The organism is Actinobacillus genomosp. 2 (assembly GCF_029773605.1).
Classification (GTDB): domain Bacteria; phylum Pseudomonadota; class Gammaproteobacteria; order Enterobacterales; family Pasteurellaceae; genus Actinobacillus.
Map to the genome: position 1 here is coordinate 1,212,846 of NZ_CP103807.1, position 18,684 is coordinate 1,231,529.

Sequence of the window (18,684 nt, forward strand, 5' to 3'; positions counted from 1 at the left end):
AGTAAAGCGTTAAATTACCATTGGTAACCTACACCCACAGAACCACCAAGGTCGCCACGAGTATTTGCATTACCTTGAAGTTTCAAGATAAGTTTGCCATTGTCAGACGCACGTGAGTAACCTACCGCTACCGCACTTTCGCCTTTAAATGTACCCGCAGAAGCTGCAACCATTGATTTACCCGGAATGTAAACTTGTGGTAAGCCTGCTGCCGCATTCGCACCTGCGATACCAGCACGTAAGTCTTTATTAACTTTGTTAATACGACGGTTTACACCACCGATTTCGTCTTTTAATTGACCTACGTTCACTGCATCAGTACGAGCTTTACCTGCTTTCACGTTAGTAATACGTGTTGGAGAACCGTCTTTATTAGCAACATTTACAGAAGTGTTACCATCAACGTCTTTACCCTCACTAATTACAGTATTTTTACCAACTTGTACCGAAGTAAACTCAGGTGTTTTCGAAGTTGCGATATTGATATTTTTACCTTTACCGCTTACTACGATGTTGTTACCTGCATTAATGCTGACTTTGTCGCCCGCTTTCACTTTATCGCCGCCTTGGTATTCAGATTTACCTGTTGTACCTTCAACTGCTTTAGCTTCCACGTTCCAAGCAACATTATTAAGTGTATTAGCAAGATCACCTGCATTTACAAATTTATTTGCTTCTTCACCAGTTGGAACATTCACGTTACCTGCATCTGCAACATTTAACGTTGTGTTGTTAACATTGTATGCAATGTCACCCGTGTTAGGGTCAACAGAAACATTGGTATTAGAACCATTTACAAAGTTAACTTTGCCGTCTTTGTTCGTTGCCGGTTTGCCGTTTACATTCACATAGTTGTATAACTGGTCACCGTTAACCGCTTGGTTGCTGTTCGGAGAAATATCACCGTCTGCAACATTGCTAATCTTATCACCACCCACATCTAAGCCGTTATCACCTGATGTTAATGTAGTCGATTTAGCTGGATCTTTCGGATCACCTACCACAACGGTTGTCGCATTCATTTGGTTGAATGTCACATCGTCTTTAGTTGCGTAGGTAAACTTGCCGTTTTCTTGAACAAGTTTCATATTTTTACCTGCATCAAAGGTTACCGTTTCGCCCGGATTAACAAGCTCATTCGATTTACCAGATACTTCGCCACCATCAACGCCTTGACCTGCTGTTGCAGTCCAACCTGAGTTATTGATTGCATCTTTAACATCATTAACTGTGGTTAATTTACCGCCATTAGCTGTATCTCCACCGTTTGCAGTACCATTTGCGTTGTTCGTAATATCACCGGTTAACGCATTGACATCAATGTTAAATTGAACGTCTGTTGTTTTACCGTCTGAATTAATAACAACTTTTGTACCAGCACCGTCTTTGAAGTTAACCGTATCACCCGCTTTCACACCATCTTTCACATCGCCGTTACCCGCTACGTTCCAGAAAGTATTATTCACAGTGTTAATCACGTCTGCTGCTGTTGCAAGCGCATTCGGATTAATTGGCGTAGTTACCGGATTACCGTCTTTATCAACGTTAGTCGCAGTACCATCGTTATTCACACCAACTTTAGCCGTATCCGCTTTTACAGTTACGTTATAAACGCCATTCTCATCTGTTTTACCGGTTACGCTAATACCGTTTTCGCCGGTGAATTTAACTTCGTTCGCGTTTTTAACCGCTTGTTTATATTGGTTTTCCGGTGCGGATACTACCCAACCCATATTTGCTAAATCGCCTGCTGTTACCGCAGAATTTTGCTGTGCCAGGGTTAGGTTAGATAAATCAACTAACTGAACATCTGCTGGGTTAGTACCGTTCGCATCCGTTGTCGGTGTTACTTTCGTTGTTAACGGAGATGATACGCCGGTTAATTGTACCGGATTACCGTCTTTATCACCGAATTTCACAGCTGACGGAGTAATAGTATCGCCACCGGTTGTGCCGTCCGGTTTACCTACGTTGGTTGGTGAACCTTCTTGGGTTGTCATCGTTACATTCGGAGAAGTATCCGTATTGTTACCGATTGTTACGCCGTCTTTCGCGGTTACAGTAGTAAATACTGGGTTTGGATTTACTGAATAAGTAAATACGTTACCTGCTTGATTTAATACCATATTATCGCCGGCACGGAATGTTACAAGTTCACTTGGGTTAATTAACTCTTCAGTTTTACCTGAAACAGTACCTGTACCGTCTTTATCCGCAGTGACTTTCCAGCCTGACTTATTGATCGCATCTTTAACTTCATTAACTGTAGTTAATTTACCACCGTTATTTACATCACCACCGTTTGCAGTACCATCCGGGTTGTTAGTAATGTTACCAGTTAATGCTTTCACATCAATGTCGACTTTAACTTTTGATACGCCATCTTTCGTTGTGATATTTACGGTTGTACCATTACCATTTACGAAATCAACGGTTTCATACGGAGTAACAAAGTCTTTCTCTGTACCGTTCTCTTTTAAGTTCCAACCTGCATTTAATACATCGCCTAACGTTGCCGCTTTGCCTGTATTAACATTTGTCGGAGCATCTTGAGATTTCGGAGCTTCGCTGCCTGCAACACCATTATCAAATTTAGATGCAGTCGGTAATGAACTGTCTAAACCAGTGATTGAGTTATTTTCAATCGTAATATTCGGTTTATTTGAGTTCGGATCCGTATTTGGTACTTCAATTTTGTTTGAAGTAACGTTATTTGCAGTCACATTGTTAAATTCAACATCATCTGTTGTTGAGTAAGTCACTTTACCATTAGCTTCTTGCTTAACTTTTAAGTTCTTACCTGCAACCATTTCAACTACATCGCTTGGATTAATTAACTCATCGCCTGTTGACGCTGCGTCTTTCTCACCATCTGTTGCTGATGTTTTTAACTTGAAGCCAGCATTGTTGATCGCTTCTGCGATATCGCCTGCTGTTGCAAGTTGGTTCGGGTTAACTGCTGTCGCTTTACCTGCATCTGCGTTATTTACATCACCTTCAACCGTAATGTCTGATGTTTTTGCAGTAAAGGTAACGTTAGTTTTGGTATCGCCGTCTTTACTTACAGTTGCCGTTAATGTATCGCTGTCTACAAAGTGAACTTCGTTACTTGCTTTCACTTGGTTAGTTGCAGCATCACCGTTTTGGTGAACTGTCCAGAATGCATTATTTACGGCATTAACCACATCACCTGCTGTTGCAAGTTTGTTTTCATCACCTTGGTTAACGTTGTTTACATTACCTGCCTGATTATTCGTAATCGGCGTCGTTAATGCTGCTGTGTCAATATCAAATTTAACATTTGATACTGAACCATCCGTTGTGATGTTAACTTTTGTACCTGTACCATCAATGAAATTCACTGTGTCATAAGGTTTTACGAAGTCTTTCGCTGCGCCTTTCTCTTGTAAATTCCAACCTGCGTTTAATACATCGCCTAACGTTGCCGCTTTCGTATTATCTACATCTTGCGGTGCCGCTTGGTTTGTCGTTGTATTATCCGTATCCGGTAAAGTTGATGTTAAACCTGTGATTTGGTTGTTACCATCTTTCGTTTCAATTGTGATTGGGTTATTTGTATCGCCCACTTTCACGCTGGTAAACTCAGGATTATCAACCGTTGCAAAGGTGAAGTTTTGATCAACTTGTTCTACAGATAAGTTTTTACCTGCGATAAATTTAACTTCTTCACCGTTTTTCACTTTAGCTTGCGTTGCTGTACCAACCTGTACACCACCGTTAGCTGTACCTGACGTTGCATTCCAACCTGAATTATCAATTACGGCATAAAGCTGTGAACCGTTAATCGCATCAGTTGAAGTTGCAGAGATTAAACCTGCCGCTACGTTTTGGATACGACGCTCATCGCCAGCTTTACCTACAGAAACAACCGCTTTTGGTGTGGTTGCGGCAAATGTACCGTACTCAACACCGTTTACGTTTGCTGAAGTGACTGCCGTTAAACCTGCAGACTGAGCTGTTGCATCAGCACTTGTCGTTGCAAATGAACCTAATGCCACAGAATTTTGTAATGATGCTGTTGCATTTTGGCCTAATGCCATTGCGTTATTTTCTGTTGAACTTGCAGCATAACCTAAGCTAACCGATTGACGACCACTTGCATTAGAGTAAATACCTTCACTGATTGATGCAAAACCTGTTGCTTCTGATTTATAACCCATCGCAAGTGCGTGTCCGCCGTTAGCACCGTTAGCGGTTGCTTCCGAACCGATTGCGATATCATAGATATTCTCAGCTTTAGAGAAAGAACCGAGTACAGTTGCAAAATTTGCTTTCGCTTCTACACGGTCACCCACAGCTAAACTTGCTGTACCCTCTGCTTTCGCTTGTGAACCGATTGCAGTAGCAATATTACCTGAAGCAGTAGAACGGTTACCGATAGCAATAGTATCTAACTCGCTAGTTTCAGCATTTAAACCAATTGCAACCGCGTTAGAACCTAATTGATTTTTTTCTGCATCAGGATCATTTGGTTTATAAATATTTTTCGCACCATTACCTAAGGCAATAGAAGAAGAGGTCGCACTTGTCGAACTGTTACCGATTGCAACAGAGTAAGTACCACCAGCATTTGCAGAGCTACCCACAGCAACAGAACGCTCACCGCCTGCATTTGACGACATACCACCAGCAAATGCACCTGTTCTCTCTGCTGATGCAGACTGACCGAGTGCAACTGTACCTTGTGCAGCAGCATAAGAATCAAAACCGACCGCTGTCGCCTGATCTGCTAACGCTTTTGCTTTAGAACCTACAGCTGTCGTCGCAGTTTGTTTTGCTTCTGAACCAAGACCTAAAGCGGTTGCTTCATTGCCACTTGCTGCCGCACTTTTACCGATTGCAACCGTATTATCGTTACTTGCATTTGCATTGACACCGATAGCTGTCGCATATTGTACAGAATGAGCATTATTATCTGCCGTTGCACCCTGACCGATAGCAATCGTACCCGGACCATAAGATACAGAATTTAAGCCGATCGCTGTTGCAGCCTGAGCATCTTCTACACCACCGGAAACTGCTTTCGCATTTGTACCGATTGCGATAGAGTGTTGGCTATCCATTGCGCCATTAGCACCACCTTGGTTGCCTGCAGCGTTAATACCTGTTGCATTTGCACCATCACCGATAGCAATAGATGAAACACGCTCTGCTGTTGCATTACCGATAGCAATCGCATTGTCAGCGGTTGCTGAAGCATTAACACCTGCCGCTAAAGCAGCATCACCAGTTGCACCATCATTTTTATAGTTGTCACGGTGGTTACCGCTGTCATTTACACTATAGTAATGCGTTTGTGTTTCGTGTGCTTTGTCGATTACTGCATAAAGCTGTGAACCGTTGATCGCTTCAGTTGAAGTTGCAGAAATATTACCTGCCGCTAAGTTAATGATCTTACGCTCATCACCTTTCGCACCAACGCTGACAAAACGACCTTCGTCTTTTACAGTACCTTTAAAGCCATCATAAGTTACTTGTGCTGCACCAGTACCGATTGTTGCAGAGGTTACGTTTTCAATTGCGTGCGAACCTTCGGTTTTTGCGTCTTGACCAAGAATGACAGAACCTGCTTTCTCTTTCGCAACAGTAATGTTGTTACCTAATACCATTACGTTTTCTGCATTAACGGTATTGTTGTTACCGATAACCATTGAACCGCTTGCACTGTCAGCTAAGGTTAATTCTTTAGTTTGATCCACAACGCCATCTGCATTACGTGTACCTGTACCACCAAGGCTGTTTTGGTTACCGATACTGATTGCTTTCTCTGTGTTTTTAGCAATCACGTGGTTATTACCTAATACAGTCGAGTTGCTACCGTCAACCACAGATGGGTCACCGAATGCACCTGAATTATCACCTCTTACCACGTTACCGAAACCTACCGCTGTTGAGTAGTTACCGGTTACGTTTGCATTACGACCGATTGCTGTAGAACTATTACCGGTTGATTTTGCTGCCGCACCTAAGGCTAGTGCGAAATGGTTTCTTGCAACAGTTGCCGCACCAATTGCGATCGCACTATCAGATGAAACCACATTATCCGGTAAGACTTTAGCAAGATCCGATTGAACATCTTGTAAAGTCATTTGTAAGTTAACTAAAGTACGATCCGCTAGGTTATAATCATATAAAGTAGCCACTGACGGATTAGCAACATACGCTTCTTGTGCCGTTTTACGCTTGTTAGTCGCTGCGGTCACTTGTGCAGTTAACGCATCACGATATTTTTCTAATACCGCAACATCCGCTTTCGCCGTACCGCCGGCTGCTGAATTAGTACCTAATGCGATCGTATGGTCAGAAAGTGCATTTGCTTGAGAACCAATCGCTGTCGCACCCGGTGCTACTTGTGTAATCGCACCTTGATTAGCAATAGTAGATGGTTCACCTTGGTTTAAGACCGTTCTACCTGCATCAATAATTGATTGTGCACTATATTGACCGGCAATCGCATTGTTACCTAAAGCAATACCTGATGCACTACGTGCAGAGGCGTTATAACCAATCGCATTAGAGAAGTCTGAACCTGCACCTGCTCGTGCAGAAACCCCGATTACATTCGATGCTTGACCTTTAACAAAGGCATTTGAACCGATCGCATTACCGCCGGCTGCGTTATCCGTATACGCATAAGCACCGATTGCCACTGTACCGGTTAACCAGTGATCGCCGTTTGAACGAATCTGGTCAGAGGTTGCACCCGCACCTAAAGATACGCCGAACGCATACGCCTGTGTTTTAGTACCGATTGCTGTTGCAAAAGCGTCTGCACTCGTACCGTATAATGTATTACCTTTGGAGGTAACATAATCGCCACCGCCAACAACTGATTGATGACCTACCGCAACAGAACCCATACCAGACATAACTGATACGCCATTACCGATAATAACGTGGTCAGTTTTTGGACGTTGAACTGTAGTACCATCCGCTTTCTCGTATGTACGCCAATCCGGATTACTGATACCTGATGCACCAATCACAATATTATTGATACCCATTACAGTACCAGCACCAATGCCGATAGAGTTTTTACCAACTACATTAGTATTCTGACCGATAGCTATTAATTTATTACTATCCGTAGCTAATACTGGGTCAACTTTATTGCCTTTATATCCTAAATTATCGATAGGATTAGTTTGTGCTTTCTCACCGATAGCAATACCAACGTTAGTATTTGCCTTAGCATTACTACCTACCGCCACTGCATAAGAAGCAGCCGATGCAGTATCACCGATCGCGGTTGCATCTGCAGCTGTTGCTACTGCTGAACCGGCTTGTGTCGTGCCTTGGTAAGCAGTCGCCGCTAACGCATCTACTGCACCTAATGTTGATAATGCAACAACAATCGCCTTAGCGGTTGATTTTGTCTTACCTTTTGCTTTTGATAATTCAGATACCGCAACCCAAGTCTGCGAAGAATGATCCCAAATTACCTTAAAAATTTTATTCATAAACATTTCCTAATGTTACAATGTTACTCATTTCGAAATTATCACTACACCAATAAACAGTCCTTTGTTACGTAGGATATTCGTTTCTCTTGTATTGCTAATTTGCCTAAATTACAAATATAACAAGAACAAGTTATTCTATGATCAAAATCAAATAAATACCAAAGTCTATAAATTTATTTACTCATTAGACCTTATTTGTAAATTTGTTTTGTTTTGTTTTGTTTTGTTTTGTTTTGTTTTGTTTTGTTTTGTTTTGTTTTGTTAAAGAATTATCTTAAAGATTTGTGGGAAGTGAAATACAGTATAGGAAATATCTGTAAAAATTTAACCGCTTGTCTATGCCACGCACGGCAAGTCTTACGTGGTTAAGCATAGAACAGCCCCTTTGGGGCTGTCTAAGAAGATTTGTTGATTCGGAAAAACAGCAAATTGCTAGAGAAAATAGAGATTGGTCGGATAAAGAAAAGAAACGTTTATACGGCTAAATATAAAAATAAGGGCGGATATATACTCCGCCCGATAAATATATAAGTGCTAATTTATTTTAGATATAACCCGCTAATAACATCAATTTTCTGTAAAAATTTTTATATTGACAATTAAAATTGACAATCCTATTATCCACTTCAATTTTCTAAACTAGAACCTATATTAGGAGGACAAAATGAAAAAATTTAATTTCAATGAGGGTTGGGAGATCTAATAATGCTAACATTTTTAAAGAGCATTGATTGGTCACTAATTTATGGGCTAGGTACTTGTTTATTTACTGGGTACTTAGCCTTTTTTGCATGGTCACAACTTAATGAAGTGAGAAAGCAGCATAAACAAAAATCAACTATTGATTTATTAATTAGTAATAACAGCAATCCTTATTATAGAAAACGTCGAAAGATCTATATGAGAATGCGTGATGATGGCGAAAATTTTACCTCTCTTGCTTGTAAGTTAGCCCTTTCGACTCATAATTAATATACTCTCTCGCGTTTTCTTATTTATTAGCTTTAACAGCTAAATTTTTCTAGCATCTGCTTTCATAAACCCTAATCTATTTTTGATGGCACGCTTCATACAGCGGTAATAATTGGCGAATGGTTTGGTAAATAAATTCCGCTATATCAATCTGATCCAAATCAGCTTTTTCGATATTACGCCCGATACACCAAAAATCTTCTTCATTTTCAAGCGACAACAAATCGGTTTCTTTAAGCGTTTTAAAATCAGCATATTCACTTTCCGCACCGTGCCATACTTCAAAATCTCGGTATTGCAAGCGGTCTAATTTTTCTAACCATTGGTTATATTGTGCTAACGAAATCTGAGATCGATCCGCTCGGTAACAATGCCAATCCAAACACACCTGTAAACGGCGGCGATTTAAAATCACCGATAAAATTGCCGCAGAATTGCGGTTAAATTCATATTTATAATAGGCAAAAAAATGCGACCGCACTTGCCAACCGTTACACCATTTTTCAATATGTGGTTCGGCAAACGGCATACCGAGCTGACGAGCCACTTCTAAATGCAATGTTTTCCATTTTTGCCACTCCGCTTTGTAATTTGCTTTTATCAACGGAATATCTTCCGGACAATATTTTTTCATTTGCGCAAATTGAAAAAACGGGATTTCGAATAATTCACAACTTTTGGCATTCAGCATTTTGATTCCTCAAATAAAAAGCGGTCGAATTTGCAAATTTTTTCGCGAATTCAACCGCTTGTCATTAGCTAGGATTAGCTACGGGTGTAAACAAATTCCACACCTTCTTCATCTTCTTCCGACCAATCATCATCAAAGTCATCCCAATCTTCTTCGATAGGGTTTTGCATTGCTTGTTGATGGTAGTCATCCCATTTGAATTTCACTTCATCCGCTTCTTTATTTTCTTCTGCAACTTCACGAGGGTTCGCTTCGATAAAGTCCATAATGTCACGGGTTAAGTTTTGCACGTTTTGACCAGTTGCTGCCGAAATTAAGTAATAATCGCCTTCCCAACCGATTTGTTCTGCGATTTCTTTCGCACGGGCTTGTGCTTCTTCTTCGCCAATCGTGTCAATCTTATTGAACACTAACCAAGTCGGTTTTTCCGATAATTTTTCGCTATATTGATACAGCTCGCTTTCAATCACGGAGATATTTTGTGCCGGATCGCTTTCGTCAATCGGCATAATATCGACTAAGTGAATTAACACACGGCAACGCTCAAGGTGTTTTAAGAAACGAATACCTAAACCGGCACCGTCTGCCGCACCTTCAATTAAGCCAGGAATATCCGCCACCACAAAGCTGCGATCCGCACCGACACGAGCCACACCTAAACTTGGCACAAGTGTGGTAAACGGATAATCCGCTACTTTCGGTTTTGCTGCTGATACGGCACGAATAAAGGTTGATTTACCAGCATTCGGTAAGCCAAGCATACCAACATCGGCAAGTAGCATTAATTCCAGTAATAAATCACGTTTTTCGCCCGGTGTACCATTCGTTTTTTGGCGAGGCGCACGGTTTACCGACGATTTAAAACGGGTATTACCTAAACCGTGATAACCACCTTTTGCCACCAACATTTTCATACCGTGTTTAGTTAAGTCACCAATCACTTCTTGAGTGTCATTGTCGATTGCTCGCGTACCAACCGGCACACGTAAGGTAATATCGTTGCCACGGTGTCCGGTACAGCCGGCACTACGACCGTTCTCGCCACGACCTGCAGCATAACGTTTTTCAAAACGGTAGTCGATAAGCGTATTTAAGTTTTCGTCAGCGATTAAATAAACATCGCCGCCGTCACCGCCATCACCACCGTCCGGCCCACCTTTCGGGATATATTTTTCACGACGGAAACTCACACAACCGTTACCGCCATCGCCTGCTTCGACACGAATCAGGGCTTCATCAATAAATTTCATTGTTATTCCTTTTTTACTCCCCTCTTTAGCAAAGAGGGGCAGAGGGAGATTTGTTAGATCTAAAATTTGCAAAATATTGGAGAAATTTCACCGCTTGTAAAATCTCCCTAACCCCTCTTTACAAAAGAGGGGGACATTTCATTACATTTTTTCAATCGTCTTAATACCTAAGAGATCTAAACCTTGTTTTAGCGTTTTCGCTGTTAATGCAGCTAAACGTAAACGGCTGTTTTTCACATTTTCTTCCGCATTCAGCATTGGGCAAGCTTCGTAGAAACTTGAGAATGCACCGGCTAATTCGTATAAGTATTGGCAAAGAATATGCGGCATACCGTCTTTTGCCACGCCATTCAACGCTTCTTCAAACTGTAAAAGTTTAACCGCTAACGCACGTTCTTTGTCTTCAGTTAAGTTAATTTCGCCATTTAAGCCATTTACATCAATGCTGGCACGGTTGAAGATTGAACGAATACGAGTATAAGCGTACTGCATATACGGTGCGGTGTTGCCTTCGAAGGTCAGCATATTATCCCAGTCGAATACATAGTCTGTGGTACGGTTTTTCGAAAGATCCGAATATTTGACCGAGCCGATTGCCACCGCTTCCACTACCGCCGCTTTTTCTGCTGCAGTTAAATCGGTTGAACGCTCTGAAATTAATTTATCCGCACGTTCCACCGCTTCATCTAGCAGATCTTTTAATTTAACCGTACCGCCCGAACGCGTTTTAAACGGCTTACCGTCTTTACCTAACATCATTCCGAAGAATGGATGTTCAAGGCTGAAACTTTCTGGCACATAGCCTGCTTTACGGGTAATTAACCACGCTTGTTGCATATGTTGTGCTTGGCGAGAATCCGAGAACACTAACACACGATCAGCATTTAACGTTTCATAGCGATATTTCGCAGCGGCAATATCAGTCGTGGTATATAAGAAACCGCCGTCTTTTTTCTGTACGATCACGCCCATCGGGTCGCCGTCTTTGTTCTTAAATTCGTCTAAGAACACCACCAATGCACCATCGTCTTCCACCGCTAAACCTTTTGCTTTTAGATCCGCTACGATTTCCGGCAACATCGGGTTGTAAAGGCTTTCGCCCATCACATCTTTTTCTGAAAGGGTAACGTTTAAACGGTCGTAGTTTTCTTGGTTGTGGTGCATGGTAATATCGACTAATTTTTTCCACATCGTACGGCAATATTCATCACCACTTTGGAGTTTCACCACATAGTTACGTGATTTTTCAGCAAACACTTCATCACTGTCATAATGCTCTTTTGCCGCACGGTAGAACGCTTCCAAATCACTTAATTCCATTTGGCTGGCGTGTTCGTTTTCCATTTTTTCCAAGTATGCGATTAACATACCGAATTGCGTACCCCAGTCACCGACGTGGTTAGCACGAATCACGTTGTTCCCTAAAAATTCTAAGGTACGCACCACCGCATCACCGATAATAGTTGAACGTAGGTGACCTACGTGCATTTCTTTTGCTACGTTCGGCGAAGAATAGTCGATCACGATAGTTTGCGGATTTGAAGTTTTAATCCCAAAATTGACCGCTTGTAATGCTTCACTTGCTTGATTTGCTAACCATGCTTGGTTTAAGAAAATATTGATAAAACCCGGGCCGGCAATTTCTAATTTATCGGCAATACCGTTTAAATCTGCGTTATCTAAAATTTTCTGTGCAAATTCACGTGGGTTCATACCTAATTTTTTCGCCGCACCCATTGCACCGTTTGCTTGATAATCGCCAAACTCTGGTTTGCCTGACTGACGAACAAGCGGCTCAACATTGCTTTCCGCCCCAGCCGCAATCATTGCTTGTTTAATTTTGTCTGATAAAATCTGTTGAATATTCACGAATATATAACCTTTTTCTACGTGCAATTTTTGCACGATATTACATTTAAAAAATCCGAATAGTGCCTTAAATCGCACTCGAAAGGAAAAACGCTCTATGATACAAGAAAATGCAAAATTTTACGAGAAAATGACCGCTTATTTTGGCGATTTTTCTGAATTTCAACAAAAAATTCAGCAAATTGCACACTTAGCAATGTTGGATTTAAACCAGTTTGAGATTGACCATTTGGCAGTCAGAATGAATGAACAATATACCGCTGAACAATGGCGTTCGTTCTTACTCGAACACGGTGAATTATTAAAAGAAAGTGAAGTAAACGGGCGACCGATAGCTCTTATCAAACTCAGTCAGCCGTTATCTTTTTTAGGGCAAGCGGTTTCAATTATCGAATTACCGTTCCCGAAAGATAAAGTTTATCCGCAACAAGGTTGGGAACATATTGAAATGGTTTATCCGATGAAGAAAAACGAAACGGTTGAGCAATGGGTTGAACGTACCTTAAAACGATTTCATTTAAAAATTAATGCCAATCTTGAGCTTAAAATCAGTCAGCCACAGGTAGAAGGAGAACGTTTACCGAATCCGAGTATTGCAATTTCATTAAAAAGTAAAACTTATTCCAATCCTTATTGTCTAAAGCTCCACCCTTATGATATAAATACAGTGGTCCGATCAGAGGATCATTTCTGAACAACTTTTGTTGGAGAACAATATGAAAAAATTTAGTTTAGCAGCTGCTTTATTTGCCAGTTTAACTCTTGTAGGTTGTGCAAATACCGATATTTATAGCGGTAGCGTATATAGCTCAAACCAAGCGAAAGAAGCTCGTTCAATCAGCTATGGTACGATTGTTTCTGTACGTGATGTCAAAATTCAAGCGGATAACCAAGGCGTTATCGGTACTGTCGGTGGCGGTGTGTTAGGCGGTTTAGCCGGTTCTACTGTCGGCGGTGGTTCTGGTCAAGCGGTTGCAAGTGCAGTTGGTGCGATTGCCGGTGCAATGATTGGTAGCACGGTTGAAGAGAAAGTAAGCCAAGTTTCTTCATTAGAAATGGTAATTCGCAAAGATGATGGTCAAGAAATCGTTGTTGTTCAGAAAAAAGAGGATGGTTTTGCTCCAGGCAAACGTGTTAGAATTGTAGGCTCAAATTCAGATTTGAACGTATCACTTCTTTAATTTATTTATCTTTTAAGGATATTCATAATGAAAAAATTTTCTCTCGCTCTATTAGCAACAGTAGCTTTAGCCGCTTGTACTCAAGACTTCTATGCAGATAAAGGTAATGCGACTATTTTAGACAGCAAAACATTATCTGAAGATACTGTTCAGTTAACCGTTAAAAAAGACGACGGTAATGTTGTTACAGTTACTCGTAAATACGATTCACACGCTACTGTAGGTGCTCGCGTGAATCTATCCGACAATATCGAACAACAAGATGCGGATTTAACAACGATTCGTCGTTACGAATTTAAATAATTAAAGCAATCCCTTCAAAATGGTCGCCTATAATCTCTCGATTTAGGCGACCATAATTTTTTCTAAAGTGCCGAAAGTTATGACTCAACATCTTATTCATATTCTTCCTCCTCAACTCGCTAATCAAATCGCAGCCGGTGAAGTAGTGGAACGCCCTGCCTCAGTGGTAAAAGAATTGGTGGAAAACAGCTTGGATGCCGGTGCAAATCAGATTCAAATTGATATTGAAAAAGGCGGTTCACAACTTATCCGTATTCGAGATAACGGTTGCGGTATCAGTAAACAAGATTTAGCCTTGGCTCTAGCACGTCACGCGACCAGTAAAATTTCCAGTTTGGAAGATTTGGAGATGATTTTAAGTTTAGGCTTTCGTGGTGAAGCATTAGCAAGTATTAGCTCAGTTTCTCGCTTAACACTCACTTCTCGCCCGGAAGGGCAAGCGGAAGCCTGGCAGGCGTATGCACAAGGGCGTGAAATGGAAGTGGAAATCCAGCCGGCTTCGCATCCGGTCGGCACAACGATTGAAGTCGCTAATTTATTCTTTAATACGCCGGCACGCCGTAAATTTTTGCGTACCGATAAAACCGAATTTGCACATATTGATGAGGTGGTTCGCCGTATTGCCCTAGCGAAACCGAATATTGGCTTTACCCTGACCCACAACGGTAAAACAGTTCGCCAATATCGTAAAGTGCAAGATAATTCGGTCGAACAGCAACAACGTCGAGTAGCGGCAATTTGTGGTGATGAGTTTATTCAAAATGCGATCCATATCGACTGGCAACACGGCGATTTACATTTATATGGCTGGATTGGATCACCAGCGATTTCCACGTTGCAAAACGATTTGTGTTATAGCTATGTAAATGGGCGAATGATGCGTGATAAAACGATTAATCACGCTATTCGCCAAGCCTATGAAGCAACCAATATGCCAGCCGGCAATTACCCTGCATTTGTGGTCTTTTTAGATATTGAACCGAGTCAAGTCGATGTGAATGTACATCCGGCAAAACACGAAGTACGCTTTCATCAAGGACGATTGGTACATGATTTTATTTTACAGGGCGTACAAACCGCCTTACAGGGACAAGCAGAAATCGGTTTAGTCGATCAAGTGAATGAGCCGTTACCGAGTTATCAGCGAGATAGCAATCGTATTGCGGCAGGTGGTAATAGCTTTTTAACACCGCAACCAGCGGTCGAATTTACAGAAAATTTGGCAAAACCGACCGCTTCTCGTACGCCAAGTTATTCATCTCGTGCAACAAATGTCTCCAAATCGGCACAAAAATGGTATGGGGAATTGGTTAGTCAACCACAAGCTCAATCAGATAGCAGACAGGATATTATTGAGCCGAAAACGAATGTCGTACCGATAATTTTTGCACAAGAAAGAGAAGATGCTGAACATAAGCCAATACAATCCGTCCCAACGGCAACAGGACATTGGCAGCCGTTAGCCATTGTGCAAAATCAGGCATTACTGCTAAAAGCGGAACAACAATTTTATTTGCTTTCGCTAGAAAAATTAGCTCGCTTACGGTTTCAAACACAACTTGCCAAAGGCGAAAGCCAAGCGTTACTGATTCCGTTGAATTTAAGTTTAGACGAGCCACAAACACAGCGTTGGCAAACCCTTAAAACAGCATTGGCAAACTTGGGATTTGCGATCAAGGAGAAATCGTGGCAAGGACAAATGCGTCTTTCGGTTGCCCAAGTGCCGAGATTATTAAGAGAACAGAATTTACAACAAATCTTATTAGCCTTACTGGATGCACAAGCGGTCGATTTAGCCCAATTTTTTGCAAAATTTGCACCCATTCCGACCGCTTATAGCTTGTCAGAGGCAGTAAATTGGCTGGCAGAGAGTGAACAAGTCGCCAAAGCAGAATTGGAAAAGCTAAAAGTGGAAGTAGATTTTTCAGGCTTTTTAAATCAATTAAATTAACAAAAAACGCTAAGCATACAGCTTAGCGTTTCTTCTTTGACCACTATTTCACAACAATCTTCGCACCATTCGCAAAGACTAATTCTTTTGCCACATTTAATGAACGCACGCTTGCCTTAGGATCAGATAAAATTTGGCGTACATTTTCTGGCAATGACTCAAGCGGGATACTGATCGTCACATCTGTTTTTGCTTTAGAGCCTAGCGTTTTATCAAATACAACCGGAATATCTTGGGCAAAAAAACCTTGATCGCCTACGGCATAAACTGAGTGCCATGTAATGGATTTAATATGCGTTTTGCCTTTATTTCTTACCACATATTTGAATACTGCAACCGCTTTATTATCTTGCTGACCGATACCACGCTCCGTAAAAGTTAATTCTACTTGGCGATTAAATTTTTCAAGATTTTTATCTTTTACTACCGCTTGTTGTGTCGGTTTTTCGGCTGATGTTTTCACTTCCGCCGCTTGCGTATTTAGTGTAACCAATGATGCAAATGCTAAAGCAGTTAATGATTTGATTAATTTCATTTAATTCTCCCTCGAATCTTAGGTTTTTTATGACAATATATTTTACTCTATGTTCATAACAACTCAATATAATACCGATTACTTACGAATTAATTTAACAATAAACTCGCTCCGATAATCACAAGACTAAACACCGCTAACCAAAAAAGCTGTATCTTGATATTTTGGCGATTAAGCTCCTGATTATGTAAACGGCGTTGTTCCAATTTCTCACGATAAACGGCTAAGTCCGCTTCTTTAAATGAAAAACCGCAATGCGGACAAGCGATAACACTCTCGCTAATTTTGTGCCGACACTCTGGGCAACGTTGTAATGCCATAAAATTCCCTTAAATTAAGCGGTCAGATTTCAGCGATTTTTTGCAAAATTTTGCTGGAATCCGACCGCTTGCAATTACCAAATACGAATACGTTCCGCTTCATTGCGATACATTTTATCGCCAGCTTTAGTGCCGAACGCACGATGGAAACCACTGATATTTAGCACAGGTGCATAAGCACGGAATTGCCCTGGTGCGTGCGGATCGCTTTTCACTTGGTGAGTTAATGCTTGTACGGTTGCTTTATGACGCCATGAACGTGTCCAACTCATAAAGAAGCGTTGATCACTGGTAAAGTTTTCAATCGTCGGGCTAGTGCCGTGATCTTGCTCATACAATTTCAACGCATCGTAAGCGATACTTAAACCGCCTAAATCGGCAATGTTTTCCCCCAAAGTGAAACGCCCGTTGACAAAAACTTTCGGTGCGACTTCAAACTGATCAAATTGTGCGACTAATTTATCAGCCAAGGCTTCAAATTTTTTGCGGTCGTCTGCCGTCCACCAATCTTTTAGATTTCCTTCGCCGTCAAATTTTGAACCGCTATCATCAAAGCCATGGGTAATTTCGTGTCCAATAATCGCCCCGATAGCCCCGAAATTGACCGCTGGATCTGCCTGTTGGCTATAAAGCGGTGCTTGTAAAATGCCAGCCAGGAACACAATGCGGTTCATCAACGGACTGTATGAAGCATTAACCACCTGTGGCAACATTCCCCATTCATTTAAATCAACCGGTTTACCGACTTTAGCAAGGTTGTAGTCGTAGCTCCATTTCGCAATTTGTTGCATATTCGCATAGAGCGTACCGCCTTGCTGAACAGTTTTCAGAGTTAAATTGCTGTAATCTCGCCATTTGTTCGGATAACCGACTTCGACAATAAACTTATCTAATTTGGCTTTCGCTTTTTGTTTGGTTTCCGCCGACATCCAAGTGAGATTATCAATCCGCTGATGATAGGCTTTCACTAAATACTTCGCCATTTCCAACACATCATTTTTTGCTGATTGTGGGAAAAATTCCGCCACATAAAACTGTGCAAATTCTTGTCCAAGCCAGCTATTTATCGTGGCTAAAGCACGTTTTTCTAACGGGCGTTGCTGTTTCTGACCGACTAATTTTTTGCCGTAGAACTCAAAACGCACATCATCCATTGCTTTGTTTAAGTAAGGGGCGTTATCCGATAACGTGCGGAATAATAAATAATCTTTAATGACCGCTAAGTTTTGTGGATTGATAAGCTGATCCAACGCTTGGAAATAACGAGGCTCATATAAAATCACCTCATCGGCTTCCACGCCAACCGCTTTTAAATACTGAGCTAAGTCAATGTTTTTACTCAGTTTTTTCAGCTGTGCCATATTGGTTGGGTTATAACGTTTTTGAATGTCACGATCTTCTTCATTAGTAAACAACGTTTTCGCAATCGCTTTTTCGTAAGCAACAATTACTTTCGCCTTTGCTACTGGATTTTCGACTTTAGCATAGCCTAAAATCTGTGCGATATATTCTTGATACAGTTTTAAAGTGGCTCGATTTTCCGGCGTATCTTTTTGGAAATAATCGTTGCTTAAACCCAAATCCACATTGCTTAAATAGACCCCGTTTTGACGGGAATTTTTTAAGTGAGCAAATACCGACCAACCGAATAATACTTCGTTACCAGCTTTGGTTTCTTCAATCAAATAGCGTTCTAAATCGGCAAAGGTATTGATCTGTTTAATTTGCTCAATATCTTTGGCAATCGGGCTAAGCCCTGCTTGTTCACGTGCATTTAAATCGGTATAAGTTTCATATAGCGCTTTTAAACGTTGGGCTTTCACATCGTTGGCAAATTTCGGCTCGGAAATGACCGCTTGTAAGAATTTAATCGAACGTTGTTCATTCAATTCATTTAATTCCGCTAACGTACCCCATGAGGTTCTATCTGCCGGAATTTGTGCTTTTGCCAACCATTTGCCGTTTACAAAACGATAAAAATCTTGTTGTGGGGCAACCGTATTATCCACACCTTCTGTTAAGGTAGATTGATAACTGCTACTACAGCCCGAAACCGCTAGCACAAGGCTACAAGTTAGAAATGTTTTTTTCATAAATGATTTACTATTATTAATTATCTGTTTCAATA

General features: G+C 41.2%; 11 protein-coding genes. 4 read left to right on the top strand and 7 right to left on the bottom strand.

Features of this window, described 5'->3' with window-relative positions:
- Positions 1-14: 14 nt before the first annotated feature.
- The 4 genes from NYR60_RS05970 to argS all read right to left on the bottom strand — a co-directional run bounded on the left by NYR60_RS05970 (position 15) and on the right by argS (position 12,266).
- Complete coding sequence (locus tag NYR60_RS05970) at positions 15-7,481, bottom strand: YadA-like family protein (RefSeq protein ID WP_279466104.1); 7,467 nt, start codon at positions 7,479-7,481, stop codon at positions 15-17.
- 1,051 nt (positions 7,482-8,532) lie between these two features.
- Positions 8,533-9,147, bottom strand: coding sequence for an HI_0552 family protein (locus NYR60_RS05975; RefSeq protein ID WP_279466106.1), 615 nt, complete (start codon positions 9,145-9,147; stop codon positions 8,533-8,535).
- Between the two features lie 74 nt (positions 9,148-9,221).
- The gene (gene cgtA / locus NYR60_RS05980) at positions 9,222-10,397 is read right to left on the bottom strand and encodes an Obg family GTPase CgtA (RefSeq protein ID WP_279466109.1); all 1,176 of its coding nucleotides are present in this window, start codon (positions 10,395-10,397) and stop codon (positions 9,222-9,224) included.
- 141 nt (positions 10,398-10,538) lie between these two features.
- Complete coding sequence (argS, locus tag NYR60_RS05985) at positions 10,539-12,266, bottom strand: arginine--tRNA ligase (RefSeq protein WP_279466111.1); 1,728 nt, start codon at positions 12,264-12,266, stop codon at positions 10,539-10,541.
- A gap of 97 nt (positions 12,267-12,363) precedes the next feature.
- On the opposite strand from argS, the gene NYR60_RS05990 reads away from it, so the two are divergent.
- From NYR60_RS05990 to mutL, 4 genes are all read left to right on the top strand, one after another.
- The gene (locus tag NYR60_RS05990; RefSeq protein ID WP_279466113.1) at positions 12,364-12,960 is read left to right on the top strand and encodes a VOC family protein; all 597 of its coding nucleotides are present in this window, start codon (positions 12,364-12,366) and stop codon (positions 12,958-12,960) included.
- A gap of 22 nt (positions 12,961-12,982) precedes the next feature.
- Positions 12,983-13,447 carry a glycine zipper 2TM domain-containing protein gene (locus tag NYR60_RS05995; protein WP_279466114.1) on the top strand — a complete coding sequence of 155 codons (465 nt, stop codon included), beginning with the start codon at positions 12,983-12,985 and terminating at the stop codon, positions 13,445-13,447.
- A gap of 27 nt (positions 13,448-13,474) precedes the next feature.
- Positions 13,475-13,750: a deoxyribose-phosphate aldolase gene (locus NYR60_RS06000; RefSeq protein WP_279466116.1), complete on the top strand. Its 276-nt coding sequence runs from the start codon at positions 13,475-13,477 to the stop codon at positions 13,748-13,750.
- A gap of 79 nt (positions 13,751-13,829) precedes the next feature.
- Positions 13,830-15,701 (top strand): DNA mismatch repair endonuclease MutL, encoded by a 1,872-nt coding sequence (gene mutL, locus NYR60_RS06005; RefSeq protein ID WP_279466117.1) that lies wholly within the window; start codon positions 13,830-13,832, stop codon positions 15,699-15,701.
- A gap of 43 nt (positions 15,702-15,744) precedes the next feature.
- Here mutL and NYR60_RS06010 read toward each other — a convergent pair whose 3' ends face one another.
- From NYR60_RS06010 to NYR60_RS06020, 3 genes are all read right to left on the bottom strand, one after another.
- Complete coding sequence (locus tag NYR60_RS06010) at positions 15,745-16,236, bottom strand: hypothetical protein (protein ID WP_279466119.1); 492 nt, start codon at positions 16,234-16,236, stop codon at positions 15,745-15,747.
- Positions 16,237-16,325: 89 nt separating this feature from the next.
- A complete protein-coding gene (locus tag NYR60_RS06015; protein ID WP_279466121.1) occupies positions 16,326-16,556 on the bottom strand; it encodes a zinc ribbon domain-containing protein in 231 nt (76 codons plus the stop codon).
- 74 nt (positions 16,557-16,630) lie between these two features.
- On the bottom strand, positions 16,631-18,649 hold the full coding sequence (locus NYR60_RS06020) for a M13 family metallopeptidase (protein ID WP_279466123.1): 2,019 nt from the start codon (positions 18,647-18,649) through the stop codon (positions 16,631-16,633).
- Between the last annotated feature and the right edge of the window lie 35 nt (positions 18,650-18,684).